Here is a 17,918-nt window from a genome sequence, read left to right as displayed (position 1 = left end):
ATGCGACTGGCGATTAAATATGAGCTTTAATCCTATGAGCTATAAAACATTTTAAACATCCGACACTTTTAATGTTCTCGCCGTCACTGCGGCGATAATCAGTCCACCACCGATCAAAACGCTTACGGTTGGCACAGTACCTAATAGCGCCGCAAATAGAATCGCCCAAACTGGCTCAAGAGTAATCACAACAGCGGCTTTGGACGATGGCACAGATTGCAGTGCTTTGGTGAGTACTGTGTAAGCAACACCCGTGCACAAAAAGCCAATTACGATCAGTGCAACAACATCGTCGGCATTGATGGCAGGCAAAGAGCTGACTCCAAATGGCAATGCGAATAATCCACAACTGACAAACTGTATCCACGATGATTGTATCGCTGAACCCTTTACTGACACTCTTTGGTTGTAAACCAGTATGACCGCATAGGAAGCCCCTGAAGCGATCGCCCAAGCCAGTGCCAGCAGGCTGTCGGAATCTAAGAAGCTATCAAGCGATAAGATGGATAAGCCGACAATAATCACGCTGATACAGAGCCATTCGTATTTAGAAATGATGGGCCCGTAGAGTGTTTTATTGATTAGTGCGACAAACACTGGGAAACAAGCAAAGCCCAATGTCCCTACAGCGATCCCGGCTTCTATAACGCCGATGAAAAAGCACAGCCAGTGCAACGCCAAAAGCCCACCGAGCGTAATTAAATGGCCCCACTCCTTTACATTCAGTCTGCGCCACTGATTCTTCTTGAAGAAAGCCAACACCAGACCCAACGCTAACGCCGCCAGCAGAGCTCTCATGGAAACAATATTGGTTACAGAAACCTCCATGTTTTTCGCAAATACGGCCGATAACGCAAATAACGCTGTGCTCAAATGAACCAGTAAAACTGCGTGATTTTTCGTTGTTGTCATTTAGCACTCCCTAAAAAAAGTGACAATAGCAGCGTTTTTTCGTCCCGTAAAATGCATAATACAACCATACTCTACCCGAAAATCGAATAGATAAATGGACCATCATTGTGAATGTTGAACGAGACTTAGAAATCCAGTGGTTACGAACCTTCAAATCGGTGGCCCAAACAGGTTCCATGACCAAGTCCAGCACCTTGCTGAATCGGTCCCAGTCTGCCATCAGCATGCACATAAAAAACTTAGAATCCGTTCTAGATGGCGAGTTATTTCATCGAGAAGTCAGACGCCTTACATTGACCACGTTGGGACAAGAGTTTCTGATCCATGCTGACAATATTTTAAAAGCCCATCGCTCTGCCCTTGTCATGGCGAAAGAACAAGACCTAACTGGGAAAATCAGCTTGGGCATTCCAGACGACTATGCGGTGAGTTTCTTTCCGGCCATATTAAGAGCTATAAATGAGGCCTACCCTCAAATCGAAATTAGTTTTGTCTGCGAGCCTTCTTCTACCCTAGTGCCACGGATCGAAAAAGGTGAAATAGACATAGGCATTATCACCCAAGACAGAACTGACAGAGGCGTAAAAATAGCGACCGTACCACTTGTCTGGGCTGGCTATATTCCTTACCAATGGGATGAATCCAAGCCTCTTCCTGTCGCTATGTATGAATTTGGCAGCGAAGCACGCAAGAAAATCACCGGAGTTCTCGATCAATTAAAAGGCGGCTATAAAATCATTTACAGTAGCGCCTACATTGCAGGTCAGATCGCCGCCGCACAAAGCGGCATAGCACTATCCATGTTGACCAAATGCTCTGTACCTGAACGCTTACCCCTGGTGAACCATAAGGCACTGCCAACACTACCCGCTCTGGAGATAGCTGTATTCAAAAGCCCAGCAGAAGATAAACGCTCCGCCCTGGTCGATTTAATCGAAGAGCTGATAATAAAAACACCGTTTAATGGTGACTACTCTTTTAATGCTCAGACCTAATAAGGGTTTGAGCGTTGCCTAATATTAACCGTCTTCACGGCTTAACCTCAGATACGCACCAAGCCCTGCTAACAAACCAACTCCTGAAAGCAGCATCCAGACGCCAAATTGAATATTCTGCACGTTCGCACTCAACACCGATTTAAACATCAACAATAGAGCTTCGATGGTTACCGCGATAATGATCGCGGACATAAACCTCATAATGGTTCTACGTGAAGACTGATAGTGGTTAATGTCCTTACTCGACAATACTTCTTCTTCGAGGATGGTTTTACCAAGATCAAATATCGCTAATGACAAGGTCAACATGACCACAATGCCAAAGGAAATATCCGGCGCGCTGCGTTGTTCATCAAACACATTTAAGAAGCTATAGAACGATGCACCAAGCAACCAGATGGCAACCCCAATAAGCGAGGCACCAATCAAAGCATATATGCTCTGAAAGAAGGGATGTAATGCATTTTGACGCACGTTACCTAACAAGTAAGCTACTAACTTAGGCAGATTAAAGTTAATCACCAAGTAGCCTTGATCATTGCCCTCTTCGTCCACCAAATGCTGCACTGACGATAATGAAAGCGTGTGCGTCGCTGACGATAAATATGGCGCAGTCACCACAGTTGAATTGGAACTGTTTTGTGCTTCTAAAAAATAAGGTCGATGACTGCGATCCGTGCCTTTACTGAAGTGACGCTTCTTGGCCGCCGTCACGCCTTTACTTAAAGCCGTCTCAAACTGCTGAATTCCATGTTGATCGAGGCTATACATCAGTTCGATAAACGGATAGGAACGACTCAAATCATTGATTGTCGCAATCTGCTGTTGCTCACTTTTAAGCAATGCCATGGAATCTAAACTGGTAGTGATCGAAGCCAACAGATCTCGTATGGTGCGCTCGTGTTTTCGGTATTTATCGAGTAAAAGGAAGTGATTATGCATTGAAATGTATTCGCTAACTTAATGATTTTATTTTTTTATAATTTTAAATTATTTTCACAATTCATTGAATGAATGCATTGATTTAATTTAAAAAAAAGCGGTGCCACCTAAAGCAGCACCGCTTGCATAAGCTCTATTATTTTAGACTTCACTTCTGTTTATGGTTCGGCCATGTGTCGCTTAGACGGTAACCTTCTGGCCAAGGATCTGATGGGTCTAACATGTGTTGGTGAGTACCTGTTATCCAGCCTCTTCCTGAGATTTCAGGCACAATGGCATCAAGTTCGCCTACTTTACAGGTACGAAGAATCTTGCCTGTAAAAGTTGAACCGATTAATGAGACAGCCTTAAACGTGTCCCCTACCGCCATTTGTCCACGCTGGTGAAGGATAGCCATACGTGCACTAACGGACGTCCCCGTCGGGGAGCGGTCAATTTTGCCTGGTTTAATCGATACTGCCGACAGCGCTTCGTAACCTGTTTCTGTTTTGGCTAAAGCCCCTGCAAACAAGCAAAAAGAGAAGTGTTTCCAATCTTTTTCGGGATGGTTAAACACCAATTGGTCGTTAGCCGCGTCAGTGATTTCCGCCCCTATTTTGGCCAATTTATCCGCGTTGATGGCATCCAATTCAATGCATAGTTGTTCTGGGTTAACCACTACAAAGCTGTCACCACCGTAGGCAATATCGACCGTTAAAGTACCTACTTCTGGCACTTCTAGCTTTTGATCCAATTCGCATGCAAATGACGGTACGTTTTCAACGAAGATTCGTTGTGCCTTGCCGTCAGAACACTCCGCACGGACATTCACCAAGCCACCTGGCGCTTCTAGCGTCATTGTCGTGACAGGTTCCACCATTGGCACTAAGCCAGTATCCAACAGCACGGTTGAAACACAGATACTGTTTGAGCCTGACATGGGGGGAGTATCTTCTGGCTCCATAATAATCCACGCGTAACTGGCTTCAGGATGCTTAGAAGGCAACAGCAAATTTACATGACGAAAGACACCGCCACGGGGCTCGTTTAAAACGAAGTTACGCAGTGTCTGATCCTGATGAATCCATTCACGCTGCTCCCAAAGTGTCTCACCTGGAGGAGGTTGAACACCGCCGACGATCACATCACCGACTTCGCCTTCTGCGTGGCAAGACACAACATGCACGACTTTTGTGGTTCTCATTGAAGTTTCCTTTTGTGAAATAAGTTGATTTGTTGTTGTGACAAACACAATAAAGCGAAACCTAACAATATTGGATCCAATCTACAATAACCAATTTTCATTTATATACATTGCCTTTCTGGTTCAATAAAATGCTTTCTTTGATTTCACGAGCTAAAGCATTGATTCATGGCCAAATCCGATTCCCTTCACCACTTCCAAGGCATTGATGTCTCTCAAGCAGGCTCAGCCTCGAGTATTGTGTTTGAAACGCTTAAACAAGCGATCATTACTGGAGAACTGAAAGACGGTACGCCATTGAAACAAGAGGAGTTGGCGAAGAAATTCAGTACTAGTCGTATCCCCATTCGTGAGTCGATCAACCGCCTCGAACAAGAAGGTTTAGTCAAAACCATTCGCTATAAAGGCGCTGTGGTTGCTAGCATTTCTCTAAAAGAAGTAGAGGAAATGTTCGATCTGCGAGCGTTAATGGAGCGTGAGGTGATGTTAAAAGCGGTGCCAAACCTCACCGATGATCAGATCGATGAGGCGGAGAAATACTGTCTTGAGTTTGCTAGCGCAAAAACGTCTGGAGATTGGACGGACACGAATCGAAAGTTACACCATGCCCTATTCCAGGCTTCAGATATGACTTTCCATTTGAGTGTATTGAACACCATCTATGACCGAACAGAGCGATATTTACGCGCCCAGCTGTCTTTTTCCAATGGAGCGGATCGCGCAGTAGATGAACACCACACCTTAATTGAACTGTGCCGTGCAAAGGATGCCGCGGGAGCAGCCGAGCTAATGTTCCAACATGTGAAACATGCAAAACGCTCTTTGTTAGAGTTTTTGCCCCCAGACTCTAAGTAAAGATATATGGCCGCTACTCAAGCAATCTGTTTTGAGCAAACCGGAAGAAATTCCCTTCCAACATTGGAAGGAAGCAATCGACCTTTATTATCAAAGTAACCGTCAGCGTAAGCCTGTTCTTGTTTTTTAGCATCGTTGAAACGAGCTATTGATTTCCTTCCGTCATAGTAGCTGCAAAAGTCTTGTGAAAGAAATCAATGCCCCGGAGGTCCTATAAATGTAGATAAGTAGGCTGTTAAAAGGAAAATTATCAGACAGACTGCAAGCTCTACATATATTGAAATTCTCATTTTCACTAAGGTGCTCAGATTTTTTATAGCTGGTACTCGATGTATTTTGTGATGAAACGCTAGCAGTAGCAGCATCAATACAATAGTCACTTTTACCAATAGAAATTGACCGTATTCGAAGCGAAACCATGAATTGCCTTGCATATAAATTATGGCCATTAGGGTTCCACAAACCAACAACAAAATGACGGGGGCCGCAGCAACTTTCCCAAATTGATCAAGTGCTGATTTGGTGTTAACCATTGATTCGCCCTTACATAACCATATCAGTGGAAGCAAGCTTCCAACCCACCAAGAGGCAACAAGAATATGAAGCACCAGAGTTAAAGAAATAAGCCAATGCTGTGATACTGAATGACCAATTTGGGCAAAACCTAATACTATCCATACGCTCAAAAAGACCAGGCTGATGATGCCTAAATAAGATCGCCAAAGCGAAATACTCGTTGGGTAAGTTCTGCTTAAGCTGAGCAGAATAAAGATCCCTCCATAGCCTAACGCACCATACTTAAAAAAGCTGCCCACTGGAGTGCTCAAGAGAAACGTCGCCATTTCACTATCAAATGATTGCTGAAATGATGCATCAAGCGCTCCACCGATAAATGCCCAGAAATACAGCAAATTTAAAACGAATCCTGCTGCGCTACTTAGCCAAACATAACGCTCAATTTTGGTGGTTAATTCGGTGGCACATTGTCGTAGCAAGAGCATGGAGCCAATGCCGCCAACCGTACCTGATATTGATAAGTACAGTCCCCAGCGGCTTATAAACTGCAACACCTCCCACGACGATAACATGCCACCTCCTTAATTAATGCTGCATAAAGCCGTATGAACCGCTCATCATATGCCCATCAGTCCCCATGGCTTTCCAATGGACCGTATAGTTATTTGGTGTTAGCTGTGGAAGTTTCACCATAATATGCTCGGTTGCTGGCGCAGAGCGGTCAATTGATAGAGGCAATGGTGCGCCACCTTCAGGAACAACCTTCAAACTTACTAATTTAACAGGTGCTTTGAAGTGCATTTCTACACGTTCAGCTTGGCTCATCATCATTGCCCCATCTTCTGGGTACATCATACTCATCATGCCATGGGAAAAAGCATTCGCTGATGCCACAAGTGCAAAAGAGCCTAATAGGAAAGATTGTTTTTTCATGTTTCACCTCATTCATTCAATATAAGGTGCTCACCTCAATGGTTGGCGAGCACCGATCTCAGCTTATTCAGCTAATTCTTTCGTGCTCGCCGTCTTGGCAAGGGTGGAGCGTTTCCATAAGAAATACACAACGGGTAATACCAATAATGTCAGCACTACGGCGCTAATCATGCCACCAACCATAGGTGCGGCGATCCGACTCATTACTTCTGAACCCGCACCGGAGCCATATAAAATAGGCAGTAAACCCACAATCACTGCCGCTGCAGTCATCATGACGGGCCTAACACGCATTCCTGCTCCATGCAGCACTGCATGCTTAAGCGTCTCTTCTCTAGGCTCAACACCTTTCTCGGCACACGTTTGCTGAGTATCACGCCATGACTGGTTTAAATAGACCAACATGATGACGCCAATTTCTACCGCAACACCAGCAAGAGCAATAAAACCGACTCCTACCGCCACAGAAAAGTTAAAGCCGTGGAGATACATTAACCACACACTACCGACCATTGCCAAAGGCAAAGTACCCATGATGATGGCAACTTCGGCGATGTTCTTGAAGTTTAGGTACAGCAACACAATGATGATCAGCAGGGTTAGAGGCACTACATAGGTCAGTTTCTCCTTGGCCCGCTCCATATACTCATATTGTCCAGACCAGGTAACAGAATATCCCGCAGGAATATCCACTTGTTGTGCAACCACCTCTTTGGCATTAGCGACATAGCGGCCTATGTCCATGCCTTCGATATCAACAAACGTCCAACCATTTAAGCGAGCGTTTTCACTCTTTAGGCCTGGAGGACCGTCCTCAACATAGACATTAGCAATGTCACCCAAAGCAATACTTTGGCCAGTTGGCGTCACAATAGGTAAAAGTGCCAGTTGTTCAGGGGAATCACGGTACTCTTGCGGATAACGAATATTAATCGGGTAGCGCTCAAGGCCTTCAACAGATGTTGAAACATTGACACCACCGACCACTGAGGCGATCAGTTCCTGAATATCTCGAATATTCAAACCGTATCGAGCTGCTTTTTGTCGTTGGATATCGACTTTAATGTAGCGCCCACCCGCTACCCTTTCAGAATAAACCGATGCCGTCCCTGGAACTGGCCCTAGTACTTTCTCCAAGCGTTGACCTATGTTTTGAATGACATTCAAATCTGGTCCAGCAATCTTTATCCCGACAGGCGTTTTAATACCTGTTGCCAGCATATCAATACGAGTTTTAATGGGCATAACCCAAGCATTCGTGATGCCGGGGATTTGTACCAAGCCATCCAACTCTTGTTTCAGCTTATCGGTCGTCATACCTGGACGCCATTCAGAATGGTCTTTAAGCTGAATAAACGTTTCAATCATGGTTAGTGGTGCTGGATCCGTGGCGGTTTCAGCTCGCCCTACCTTACCGAACACAGATTCCACTTCTGGCACCGTCGCAATCAACTTGTTGGTTTGCTGTAAAACCCGACGAGCTTCACCAATGGAGATTCCTGGGTAAGCCGTTGGCATGTACATGAGATCACCTTCGTCCAAGCTTGGAATGAACTCACTGCCCAGCTTATCCAATGGCCACATCCCAACCGCCAATACAACTAACGCCAGTAATAGCGTTGTTTTGGGGTATTTCAAAACGCTTTTTAGTAAAGGCATGTAGCCAGCAATTAACAGTCTGTTTACTGGATTTTTATGCTCTGGTAGTACCTTGCCTCGTACAAAGTATCCCATCAGAACAGGAACCAATGTAATCGCTAGCGCTGCAGACGCCGCCATGGCGTAGGTTTTGGTGTAAGCCAGAGGCCCAAACATTCGGCCTTCTTGGGACTCTAAGGTAAACACAGGCACAAAACTTACCGTGATGATCAGCAAGCTGAAAAACAATGCAGGGCCTACTTCGGATGCCGAACGAGCCACCACCTGCCATCGATTGTCACGAGTCAGAGGTTCCCGTTCCATATGCTTGTGGAGGTTTTCGATCATCACAATGGCCCCATCAATCATGGCACCAATGGCAATCGCGATACCGCCAAGTGACATAATGTTGGCGTTGATCCCCTGCCAATGCATGACAATGAATGCGGTTAAAATCCCCACTGGCAAGCTGATGATCGCCACCAAAGACGAGCGCACATGAAAAAGAAAGACAATGCAGACCAAAGCAACGACTACGAACTCTTCTAAAAGCTTGGTCCATAAGTTGTTCACCGCACGATCAATCAGACCTGATCGATCATAAGCAGTAACGACTTCGACACCTTCAGGTAGACCTTTTTTCAGCTCTTCTAGCTTTGCCTTCACGCCATCAATGGTCCGTTGGGCATTTTCTCCAAAGCGCATAACCACTACACCACCAACCGCTTCGCCCTCGCCATTGAGTTCAGCGACACCACGGCGCATCTGTGGGCCGATGCCTATGTCAGCAACATCTTTTAGTGTGATGGGAATCCCTTTGTCATTGACACCAAGTGGAATGCTTTCAATGTCCTCAACGCTTTGGATGTAGCCCGTAGCCCGGACCATGTACTCAGCTTCTGCCATTTCGATCACAGACGCACCAACTTCTTGGTTCCCTCGACGTATGGCGTTCTGAATATGCGTCAAAGGCATGTTGAGTGCCCGCAACTTATCTGGGTTCACTCGTACTTGATATTGCTTGACCATACCGCCAATGGGAGCCACTTCCGACACACCGGGTACTGTTTGCAATTCATACTTTAAAAACCAGTCTTGCAGGGAGCGTAATTGACTTAAATCGTGTTGTCCCGTCCGATCCACTAAAGCATATAAATATACCCAACCAACCCCTGTCGCATCGGGGCCTAGCTGCGCTCTTGCATTATCAGGTAATGAAGGGGCAACTTGACTCAAGTACTCAAGCACTCGACTTCTAGCCCAATACATGTCTGTGTTTTCATCGAAAATCACGTAGACGTATGAGTCACCAAAAAAAGAATAACCGCGTACTGTCTGCGCTCCGGGTACTGACAACATGGCCGTGGTCAGCGGATATGTCACTTGATCCTCTACCACTTGCGGTGCCTGACCGGGATAGCTTGTTTTTATGATGACCTGCACGTCAGATAAGTCAGGAATCGCATCCACAGGCGTTTCTTTCAAGGAAAATAGACCTATACCAACTAGCATGGCACTGGCTAGCAACACCATAAACCGATTATGGATGGACCATCGAATCACAGCTTCAATCATAATGTCACCTTACTGCGCATCCGCATCATAGAAATCGGTCACTGAGAATTTCGTTGAACTCTCTTTGGTGATTTCTAATTGAATGTTTTTGCCAATCGGAAGTTCTGACATCTCAACCCATTCTGCTACGGTAAAATCCATCGTCATTTTTGGCCATTTCCAATCTGGGATAGCACTGTGGTCAACGTTTACCTTACGGGCTGGTAAATCCACGCGATTGATTCGAGCGGCAACCCAAACGTTTTTTGCAGGTTCTAATGCTTTGCTATCGGACATTTCTGTCTCGGCCGACATGGGGCTGTGAGCAGAGTGGTCCATGTCAGCAGAGTCATCTGATAAAGGCGCCATTCGCATAAAGTCTGAAGATTTACTGGATTCAGAATCCAATAAGAACTGAGCCGACGTAACAACCAGATCACCGCGCTTGAGCCCAGAAAGAATTTCAACGTCATCATCACCATAGCGGCCAGTCGTCACAGCAATCGATTTAAACTTACCCTCCCCTAGTGCAAGTACAACACGGTCTTGTTTAGCACCGCGGATTAAGGCTTGTTTTGGGATCACCAGCGTCGATTGGTGTTCTTTTGCATCAATCGTTAGATGGGCGAACATGTTCGGTTTAAGACGTAAATCATGATTGTCTAAACGGACTCTGACTCGAACGGTACGCGTCTTTTCATCGATAGTTGGGTAAATAAAGCTTACTTCGCTTTGCAGTACTTCTCCGGGTAGAAAGTCCGTCCTCGCTTCCACTTTTTGACCAACATCTAGTAGGTGTGCCTGACGTTCAAATACTTCCGCTTCCAGCCAAATCTCGTTTAGATCAGCAATCGACATCAACGTCATACCAGGAGTGATATAGAAGCCTTCACGAACCCCAAGGTTATCGACTACACCATTCTGTGGAGCAAAAAATCGTACGGTTTGCGACACTTTTCGCTGACGTTTTAACTGACTGATAAAGGTTTCCGGGACTTGTAGTGAACGAAGACGCTCTTCTGCTGCTGAGATCAGTCCCATGTCTTTCTGATTTAAAGCAAAGATCAATTCCTCTTGCGCATTCACTAATTCTGGGGAGTAAACGTCATACAGTGGGTCACCTTTTGCGACCGCATCACCATTCGCCGTAATGAAGCTTTTCTCGACCCAACCATTTACTCGCGCATGGATGTGAATTAAACGATCTGAGTTGTACTGCAGATAACCCACTGTGCTGATGGTTTGTTGAAGAACACTGTCTTTTACAAGGGTAGTACTCACTCCCAAGTTGTTGACCACCTCAGGTGAAATGGCAACCGTGCCTGGCGAGTTTTGCTGAGCATCATCACCATAGAATGGAATCAAATCCATGCCCATGGGCGATTTTCCGGGTTTATCTCGGCGGTAGTTAGGATCCATCGGGGCAACCCAATACAACGGTTCCTGTGTTGTCGATGAGGTGTCACTGACACCAGCGGAAACATCATGATTCAATACAGGAAAGAAGTTCAGTGCCCCATAGGTTGCTACACCGCCAACGATCATCGCTAAAGCATAACGACTAACACTCATGATTGAGCTCCTTCTAAAGATTGAGTGGCTAAATATTGAAGATCAGTGAGTCGTTTGAACTGGTCTGATTGCAGCTGAATGAGCTCAATACGAGCATTCATTTCCATAATTTTGGACAACATAACATCACGGTAACTTGACTCGCTTGAGCGGTAAGCATTCAAAGCCACTTCATAACTTTTGCGGTAACCTGGCAGCAAAGTGTTTTGATAAAGCTTGACCCGCTGCTCTAGTAGCATTAGGTCTGATTGTACGGACTGTAACTGAGCACTAAGCTCGTTGAGTTTTAGATCTCGTTCATGGCCTGCTGAAGATTGAGATGAAATGGCTGCTTTAGTATCAGCATCCAAGCGCTGGCGGGAGAAAAAAGGTAGATTCATGCTGACTGAGACAGACGCTAAATCTGCTCTTTCACGCCCAGAAAGATCGCTTCCTCGGTATCCATACCCCAAGTTTAGTGTCCACTGAGGCTTAAATTGTTGCTCTACCAAAGATTGATCAATTTCATAGATATCCTGCTGAAGATTCCACCACTGTACGGCAGGATGCTGAGCAAGAGAGTCAGGACTAACATCAAGCTCTTTAACCGCTTGTAACTCTGTCGTCAGAGCAACAAATTGAAGCTGCTCAACGTTTTGGAAAGCGGTGGAATATTGACTCAGCTTTGCTTTTGCTTGTTGAAGGGATTGCTGAATTTGAATAGCTCGTTCATCGATCTTTGCGATTTCCAGCTCGTTGTTGACTAGAGCCTGTTGGTTCACGCGATTCAATCTTGCGCTGTAACTACTCGATAAAGATTCTTTTAAGCTTTCTAAAAGCGTTTTGTTTACGGAGAGAACACTAAGGGTATGCTCGTAACGATACATCTCAACCCAAATTTGAGAGATGGCTTGACGAAGCTGCGCGACTCGATTCTCTCTCGCATAAAAAGTTTGATCGGCTTTGGTTGATAGCTTTTCGCTACCCAGCTCTAATGTTTTGCCTGCTGGGAATGACTGACTGACTCCCAGAACAGCCTGCGTCATAGCTTCTTGATGAAAGTCAAAGCTGTCGGTCGGTAAATTCGCCAACCCAAGCGTTAGTTTAGGATCAGGCAGTTGATTAGCCGAGACAGCGCTCGCCCGAAAACCTTGCTCTTGAAACAGGTTTGATTTAAGCCAAGGGTCATTCTGTATAGCCAACTCAATGGCACTTTCTAAGGTCAAAGCTTGCGCATGTAAAATTGGCGCATTCAGGCCTATTAGCAAAAGGCTGACCGCCCCACTCGTTGACATCACCGAGCGGCCGTTTACCCCACGTGACGATACACGTAGAGATCCAATTTTTAAAAAAGTCATAAAAATCGCTCAAAAAATAACAAATGAAACGCCCTACAAAGGGCACATTAGACGTTATTTAATCGCGACTATTGGAGGCATATAGGGCGATGCCTTTGGAACTGAGGAATAGATCGACGAAACAGACATGATCACATGACTGGATGGGGGAAAAATATCTTGCAACGCGGTGGAGACTGGGTATGAAACACTACTGCAGTGCAATTCACTGCATTGCGCATGATCATGTTGATCAGGACTTGATTCACAATGCGAAGCACTAGTTGTTTCAACACAATGGGAGCTATGAGACGAGTCATGCTCATCAGAGCTGTGTTGTGAAGCAGCAGAGAACGTCATATCCAAAGACATGATCGCAGCATTAACCGAATTAATTGAAGACAATAATACAGCAAACAGCACGAATGCCATCGCTACCAATTGTTTTCTATTAATACTTAATTCAATCATTAAATAAAAGCTGCTTCGGGATCAATAATTTGGCTACTATAAACAAACAGCGCACATAATTTCAATTGCTGCTAACTACTTAGTAGTATTTTATACTGAAAAGTTCACCACTCTTGAGTAAGAAATGTCCGTGACAGTGTATTTTGACCTAGTAACTCAGCCATCATGAATGCATATGATCAGTTCAACATTCTGGAACTAACCTGCCATGCTGAGTAAAATGCCATCGTTTTTCCATTACGATGCCCATATGAGACAACGATGTCGGATGCTTTAAACACAGCTTCAGCCCAACCTTGCGAATCGCTAGCGCCTTTTGTTGAGAGCTTTTGGATGATGAAAAATCCAACGGATCTTGATGAGCAGGTAATTACATTCCCTGATGGCGGTATTGATCTGTATTTCTTTCGCAATGCTGAGGTTCCGATCCACACATCGTTGGTGGGCTTGGAGACTCACTCGCAATCGGCTTATATGCCTAAGCAGTCGGTTCTGTTTGGTGTGCGTTTAAAGTTGCTGGCGGCGGAGTTTCTTTTAAAACAGCCCGTAGCCGAATTACTAAATGATCGCATCACCTTAGATCGGGGCTTTGCAGATATATCATCCAGTGATCTAGAGGATTTCCCATCGTTTGTCGAAAAGCTGGAGTCCTATTTTCTAGCACTATTAGACGAGCGTGTGGATCCACGTAAACGCATCATGTCGGATATGATCTATGAAACGAACGGCGCCATCACGGTGAGCAATATTGCAGAAGCTGCGAACTGGAGCAGTCGACAAATCAATCGCTATTTTAATAAATGGCTAGGATTACCCTTAAAAAGCTACTGCGATATCCTCAGATTCCGTCACAGTTTTGATTCTCTAAAAGAAGGCGAACTGTTTCCAGAGGATGGATTCAACGACCAATCTCACTACATTAAGCTCATCAAAAAATACTCTAGCTTGACCCCAAAGCAGTTGGCTCACGATAAAAGTGACCGATTTATACAATTATCTTCAAAAAAATAGTCCTATGATAGCTCGGTCTTTTTGACCCTATCTGAGCGTTACAACGCCTTTAACTCAGTGCTTACACGATTTTAAGAACTTAAAGTTTCAGGGATTATTTTAAATTGAACAAATCATTGATAATCATTTTCACCAGCATTATCTATAGCGTAATGCCAGCCTTAACTTGGGCAGACAGTACCCATTACCCAATCAAGATTGAACATGCGTTTGGCACAACCATTATTACTAAAAAGCCTGAACGCGTTGCAACGGTTGCTTGGGCCAACCATGAAGTCCCTCTTGCCCTTGGGGTTGTGCCAGTTGGCTTCGCTGCAGCGTCATTCGGTGATGATGACCAAGACGGGGTGTTGCCTTGGGTCTCTGAAAAATTAGACAGTTTAAACGCTCAAACACCAGTTCTTTTTGATGAAGGTGATGGCATTGATTTCGAAGCCGTCGCGGCGACCAGACCCGACGTCATCTTGGCGGCTTACTCAGGGTTAAGCCAATCCGACTACAATACTCTTAGCCTAATTGCTCCAGTGGTCGCGTACCCAAGCACACCTTGGTCTACCAGCTGGAGAGACATGATTCGCCTTAACAGCTTGGGCCTAGGCATGGCCAAAGAAGGCGAAGCGCTGATCCAGCGTCTAGAGAACGAAATCGCTGAAAAAGCCGCTCATTTCCCCGAACTTAAGGGAAAAACAGCCATGTTTATTACCCATCTTGACCCAACAGATTTGAGTGTTATTCGTTTTTATACTGCCAATGATACCCGAGTGAGTTTCTTCGAAGACCTAGGTATGCATTCGCCCGATAGCGTTAAGCGTATTAGCCAAAGCGGGCAATTTTCCGGTGAAAGCAGTGTAGAGCAAATAGATGATTTCAATGATGTCGATATTTTCGTTACCTACGGCAATAAAACACTACTTGATCCTGTGAACGCTAATCCCTTGCTATCGAAAATGCGCGCCATAAAAAACGGAGCTATTGTCATGCTTGGTAACCAGCAGATCGCTACTGCTGCCAACCCAACGCCGTTATCGATCTCTTGGGTACTGGATAGCTATTTAGAAGCGTTAGCAGAAGCGGCGCGTAAGTCAAAATGAAGTTTCTTTGTACCTATTTCTCTGCCAATCGCTTTCCACCGATGATGTTAATCGGTTGTAGTGCGGTGCTATTGATCATCATGTGTACTTTGTCGATTTCCATCGGTACACGGGTTGTTGCTTGGCAGGACATTATTAATGGACTGATGGGGAGCGTTGCAACCATGGAAGAGGCCTCTGTGGCTATGCGACTCCCTAGAACGTTGCTTGCACTGCTTGCTGGTAGTGCGCTGGGGATTTCAGGTGCCATCATGCAAAGCGTTACTCGAAATCCTTTAGCGGATCCAGGTCTATTGGGGGTCAACATTGGCGCGTCGTTCTTCGTAGTAATCGGCTTAGTTTGGTTTGGCCTGTCCCAAATGTCGCATTATGTTTGGTTAGCCATTTTTGGCGCTGCAACGACCGCTCTATTTGTTCATGTGATTAGCGCTATCGGACACGACGGTGCTACACCTTTAAAGTTCGCCCTAGCGGGTGCTGCCACCTCTATCGCTATATCCTCTTTCATTATGGCCGTTGTACTACCACGCAACGATATCGCTGGCAGCGTCCAGTCTTGGCAGATTGGCGGTGTCGGCGGGGCGACCTATGGCAGTATTACCTTGATTCTGCCCTTCTTGCTCATTGGTGGTTTGTTAAGCCTAACCGTAGCGCGAAAGCTTAATACGATTGCACTTGGCGATGATGTTGCTATGGGATTAGGTGAAAGCGTTACTCGCATACGCATTCACGCTTGGCTTGCTGCGGTTCTGTTAGCTGGGGCAACAACAGCGGCTTGCGGTCCTATAGGATTTGTTGGCTTGGTCGTACCGCACCTTTGCCGTCTATTAGTCGGTATCGATAATCGTTGGTTGATGACGTTGTCCGCATTATGCGGCGCGAACTTGCTGCTAGCAGCAGATGTTTTAGGACGTATATTGGCTCGCCCCAGCGAATTGTCGGTGGGAATTGTCACCGCGTTTATTGGTGCGCCATTCTTTATCTGGATTGTCAGACGTCAGAAGGTCAAAGCACTATGACGACAGCAATCAATCCCATCGAACAACGCCTAAAACAGGCCAGAAAGCAACGTGCATGGCGTTGGTATCGTGTTGTCGGCTTCCTTTTGATCCTAGTAATTGCCTTGCTCCTACTGACGCTCAGTGTCGGGCAATCTATTACGCCTCTGTCAGAGGTTGTCGCAGTCATACTCGGAGAGCAAGTGCCTGGTGCTTCTTTCGTGGTGGGACAATTACGTTTACCAAGAGTACTGGTCGCGTTGTTGGTAGGGACGAGCTTTGGTTTGGCGGGAGCCGCCTTTCAGATCATGCTTCGCAACCCATTAGCCAGCCCTGACATCATTGGCGTTAGCTCTGGGGCCAGCGCTGCCGCCGTTTTTGCCATCATTATGCTGAACATGTCAGGTGGAAGTGTTGCCGTATTCTCTATTTTCGCTGGACTGATGGTGACGCTAACAGTCTTTGGTCTGTCGTTTAAACATGGGTCTGCAGGCACTCGTTTGATACTGGTCGGTATTGGTATGGCCGCCATGCTGGAAAGTGTTATCGCGTATTTGCTTTCCCAAGCCCAATCTTGGGACCTACAAGAAGCCATGCGCTGGCTAACAGGCAGCGTTAACTCAGCACAACTTACGCAAGTACCACTTTTATGCATATCGGTAGCCGTTTTCGGCAGTCTATTGTTATCTCGAAGCAAAGACTTAGAAGTGCTTAGAACTGGTGATGAAACCGCTCAAGCTCTGGGAGTCAGGGTCAATCAAACTCGCTTAGTCGTCATGTTAAGCGCGGTTGGCCTGATTGCTGTGGGAGTCGCCACCACAGGGCCCATTGCATTTGTGGCCTTTCTTTCGGGACCTATCGCCGTTCGTTTAATTAGTAATACTGGCTCTGCCCTTTTGCCTGCTGGACTGATCGGAGCCTGCTTAGTGATGGGGGGCGACTACATTGGTCAATTCCTACTTCCCAATCGCTATCCAGTAGGTGTTGTTACCGGTGCTCTCGGCGCCCCTTACTTAATCTATCTTATGATCCGAACTAACCGTAAAGGAGGCTCACTGTGACCGCACGGCACACACTTTCGACTAGGCAACTCAGTGCTGGCTATGGTGATACCTCCATTCTCAATGGTATTGATATCACAATTCCAACCGGCCAAATCACATCTATTATCGGTGCGAACGCCTGTGGTAAATCGACCTTGCTAAGAACTATGTCTCGCCTGCTCACACCGCATCAAGGGCAAGTGCTGTTGGATGGCCGCTCAATTCATAAGATGGCGACAAAAGACTTAGCTCAGCTCCTAGGGCTACTGCCCCAATCACCGATTGCCCCTGAAGGCATTACGGTCGGCGACTTAGTAAGCCGCGGACGACACCCTTATCACAAGCTCTTCTCCCAGTGGAGTTCGACGGACGATGTGGCCATTACCAGTGCATTAAAAGCCACCAACACAGCAGAATTAATCGATCGAGATGTTGACGAGCTATCTGGTGGCCAGCGCCAGCGTGTCTGGATTGCCATGGCCTTAGCACAAGAAACAGACATCTTACTCTTGGATGAGCCAACCACTTATTTAGATGTTGCCCATCAGATCGAAATCCTAGATTTGATGGTGGAGCTGAATCAGGACCGCGGCACTACGATCATTTTAGTGTTACACGACCTGAACTTGGCCGCCCGTTATTCTGATCATTTGATCGCCATGAAATCAGGGCGCGTATTCGACCAAGGCTCGCCACAGCATGTGATGACTGAGCCAACCGTTCATTCGGTGTTCGGCCTCAATAACAAAGTCATCAGTGACCCAATATCCAAAACGCCCATGGTGCTGCCAATTGGGCGCTATAAACAAGCCTAATTCACCCGACTAGGCAACCAAAAAAAATTTATTCCAATATCAATAATCATTAACAACTTTACTAACATCA

At 45.9% G+C, this 17,918-nt stretch carries 16 protein-coding genes; 7 read left to right on the top strand and 9 right to left on the bottom strand.

The genetic code is table 11. The annotated features are described in order from the left end of the window. Positions 1–51: 51 nt before the first annotated feature. Positions 52–912, bottom strand: coding sequence for a DMT family transporter (locus C8D85_RS00915; RefSeq protein ID WP_133559480.1), 861 nt, complete (start codon positions 910–912; stop codon positions 52–54). Positions 913–1,019: 107 nt separating this feature from the next. Here C8D85_RS00915 and C8D85_RS00910 point away from each other — a divergent pair, with 107 nt between their 5' ends. Further along, positions 1,020–1,907: a LysR family transcriptional regulator gene (locus C8D85_RS00910; protein WP_211342109.1), complete on the top strand. Its 888-nt coding sequence runs from the start codon at positions 1,020–1,022 to the stop codon at positions 1,905–1,907. 24 nt (positions 1,908–1,931) lie between these two features. Here C8D85_RS00910 and C8D85_RS00905 read toward each other — a convergent pair whose 3' ends face one another. Both C8D85_RS00905 and C8D85_RS00900 read right to left on the bottom strand, forming a co-directional pair. Next, positions 1,932–2,852, bottom strand: coding sequence for a PDC sensor domain-containing protein (locus C8D85_RS00905; RefSeq protein ID WP_244936868.1), 921 nt, complete (start codon positions 2,850–2,852; stop codon positions 1,932–1,934). Positions 2,853–3,000: 148 nt separating this feature from the next. Continuing rightward, a complete protein-coding gene (locus tag C8D85_RS00900; protein WP_133559478.1) occupies positions 3,001–4,035 on the bottom strand; it encodes a trans-3-hydroxy-L-proline dehydratase in 1,035 nt (344 codons plus the stop codon). 168 nt (positions 4,036–4,203) lie between these two features. On the opposite strand from C8D85_RS00900, the gene C8D85_RS00895 reads away from it, so the two are divergent. Next, positions 4,204–4,890: a GntR family transcriptional regulator gene (locus tag C8D85_RS00895; protein WP_133559477.1), complete on the top strand. Its 687-nt coding sequence runs from the start codon at positions 4,204–4,206 to the stop codon at positions 4,888–4,890. Positions 4,891–5,084: 194 nt separating this feature from the next. Here the strand turns inward: C8D85_RS00895 and C8D85_RS00890 are convergent, their stop codons facing one another. The 6 genes from C8D85_RS00890 to C8D85_RS00865 form a co-directional block, all read right to left on the bottom strand. Beyond that, positions 5,085–5,978 carry a copper resistance D family protein gene (locus C8D85_RS00890; RefSeq protein ID WP_133559476.1) on the bottom strand — a complete coding sequence of 298 codons (894 nt, stop codon included), beginning with the start codon at positions 5,976–5,978 and terminating at the stop codon, positions 5,085–5,087. 13 nt (positions 5,979–5,991) lie between these two features. Further along, positions 5,992–6,339 (bottom strand): copper resistance CopC family protein, encoded by a 348-nt coding sequence (locus tag C8D85_RS00885; protein WP_133559475.1) that lies wholly within the window; start codon positions 6,337–6,339, stop codon positions 5,992–5,994. A 63-nt stretch (positions 6,340–6,402) separates the two neighbouring features. Next, positions 6,403–9,552: an efflux RND transporter permease subunit gene (locus C8D85_RS00880; protein WP_133559474.1), complete on the bottom strand. Its 3,150-nt coding sequence runs from the start codon at positions 9,550–9,552 to the stop codon at positions 6,403–6,405. Between the two features lie 9 nt (positions 9,553–9,561). After that, complete coding sequence (locus C8D85_RS00875; RefSeq protein ID WP_133559473.1) at positions 9,562–11,103, bottom strand: efflux RND transporter periplasmic adaptor subunit; 1,542 nt, start codon at positions 11,101–11,103, stop codon at positions 9,562–9,564. Beyond that, a complete protein-coding gene (locus tag C8D85_RS00870; RefSeq protein ID WP_133559472.1) occupies positions 11,100–12,440 on the bottom strand; it encodes a TolC family protein in 1,341 nt (446 codons plus the stop codon). Before C8D85_RS00870 ends, C8D85_RS00875 begins: the two co-directional genes overlap by 4 nt. A 54-nt stretch (positions 12,441–12,494) precedes the next feature. After that, positions 12,495–12,890, bottom strand: coding sequence for a hypothetical protein (locus C8D85_RS00865; protein ID WP_133559471.1), 396 nt, complete (start codon positions 12,888–12,890; stop codon positions 12,495–12,497). Between the two features lie 261 nt (positions 12,891–13,151). Between C8D85_RS00865 and C8D85_RS00860 the strand changes: the two genes are divergently transcribed. From C8D85_RS00860 to C8D85_RS00840, 5 genes are all read left to right on the top strand, one after another. Beyond that, the gene (locus tag C8D85_RS00860; protein ID WP_133559470.1) at positions 13,152–13,901 is read left to right on the top strand and encodes a DUF6597 domain-containing transcriptional factor; all 750 of its coding nucleotides are present in this window, start codon (positions 13,152–13,154) and stop codon (positions 13,899–13,901) included. Positions 13,902–14,005: 104 nt separating this feature from the next. Continuing rightward, positions 14,006–14,992, top strand: a complete 987-nt coding sequence (locus C8D85_RS00855) for an iron-siderophore ABC transporter substrate-binding protein (RefSeq protein WP_244936866.1) — start codon at positions 14,006–14,008, stop codon at positions 14,990–14,992. After that, entirely contained in the window at positions 14,989–16,011 is a 1,023-nt protein-coding gene (locus tag C8D85_RS00850) for a FecCD family ABC transporter permease (protein WP_133559469.1), read from the top strand. The genes C8D85_RS00855 and C8D85_RS00850 overlap by 4 nt, the downstream gene beginning before the upstream one ends. After that, entirely contained in the window at positions 16,008–17,051 is a 1,044-nt protein-coding gene (locus C8D85_RS00845) for a FecCD family ABC transporter permease (RefSeq protein ID WP_133559468.1), read from the top strand. The genes C8D85_RS00850 and C8D85_RS00845 overlap by 4 nt, the downstream gene beginning before the upstream one ends. After that, positions 17,048–17,848 (top strand): ABC transporter ATP-binding protein, encoded by an 801-nt coding sequence (locus C8D85_RS00840; protein ID WP_133559467.1) that lies wholly within the window; start codon positions 17,048–17,050, stop codon positions 17,846–17,848. The genes C8D85_RS00845 and C8D85_RS00840 overlap by 4 nt, the downstream gene beginning before the upstream one ends. Positions 17,849–17,918: the final 70 nt, after the last annotated feature.

It is taken from the genome of Marinomonas communis, from assembly GCF_004363305.1.
GTDB classification, from domain to species: domain Bacteria; phylum Pseudomonadota; class Gammaproteobacteria; order Pseudomonadales; family Marinomonadaceae; genus Marinomonas; species Marinomonas communis.
Note: the sequence above shows the minus strand (reverse complement) of the source record. Positions and strands in the feature narration are given on the sequence as shown.

Coding starts and splice junctions, on each gene's coding strand:
- C8D85_RS00915 (WP_133559480.1), bottom strand. CDS start 912: ATGACAACAACGAAAAATCACGCAGTTTTACTGGTTCATTTGAGCACA.
- C8D85_RS00905 (WP_244936868.1), bottom strand. CDS start 2,852: ATGCATAATCACTTCCTTTTACTCGATAAATACCGAAAACACGAGCGC.
- C8D85_RS00900 (WP_133559478.1), bottom strand. CDS start 4,035: ATGAGAACCACAAAAGTCGTGCATGTTGTGTCTTGCCACGCAGAAGGC.
- C8D85_RS00895 (WP_133559477.1), top strand. CDS start 4,204: ATGGCCAAATCCGATTCCCTTCACCACTTCCAAGGCATTGATGTCTCT.
- C8D85_RS00890 (WP_133559476.1), bottom strand. CDS start 5,978: ATGTTATCGTCGTGGGAGGTGTTGCAGTTTATAAGCCGCTGGGGACTG.
- C8D85_RS00885 (WP_133559475.1), bottom strand. CDS start 6,339: ATGAAAAAACAATCTTTCCTATTAGGCTCTTTTGCACTTGTGGCATCA.
- C8D85_RS00880 (WP_133559474.1), bottom strand. CDS start 9,552: ATGATTGAAGCTGTGATTCGATGGTCCATCCATAATCGGTTTATGGTG.
- C8D85_RS00875 (WP_133559473.1), bottom strand. CDS start 11,103: ATGAGTGTTAGTCGTTATGCTTTAGCGATGATCGTTGGCGGTGTAGCA.
- C8D85_RS00870 (WP_133559472.1), bottom strand. CDS start 12,440: ATGACTTTTTTAAAAATTGGATCTCTACGTGTATCGTCACGTGGGGTA.
- C8D85_RS00865 (WP_133559471.1), bottom strand. CDS start 12,890: ATGATTGAATTAAGTATTAATAGAAAACAATTGGTAGCGATGGCATTC.
- C8D85_RS00860 (WP_133559470.1), top strand. CDS start 13,152: ATGTCGGATGCTTTAAACACAGCTTCAGCCCAACCTTGCGAATCGCTA.
- C8D85_RS00850 (WP_133559469.1), top strand. CDS start 14,989: ATGAAGTTTCTTTGTACCTATTTCTCTGCCAATCGCTTTCCACCGATG.
- C8D85_RS00845 (WP_133559468.1), top strand. CDS start 16,008: ATGACGACAGCAATCAATCCCATCGAACAACGCCTAAAACAGGCCAGA.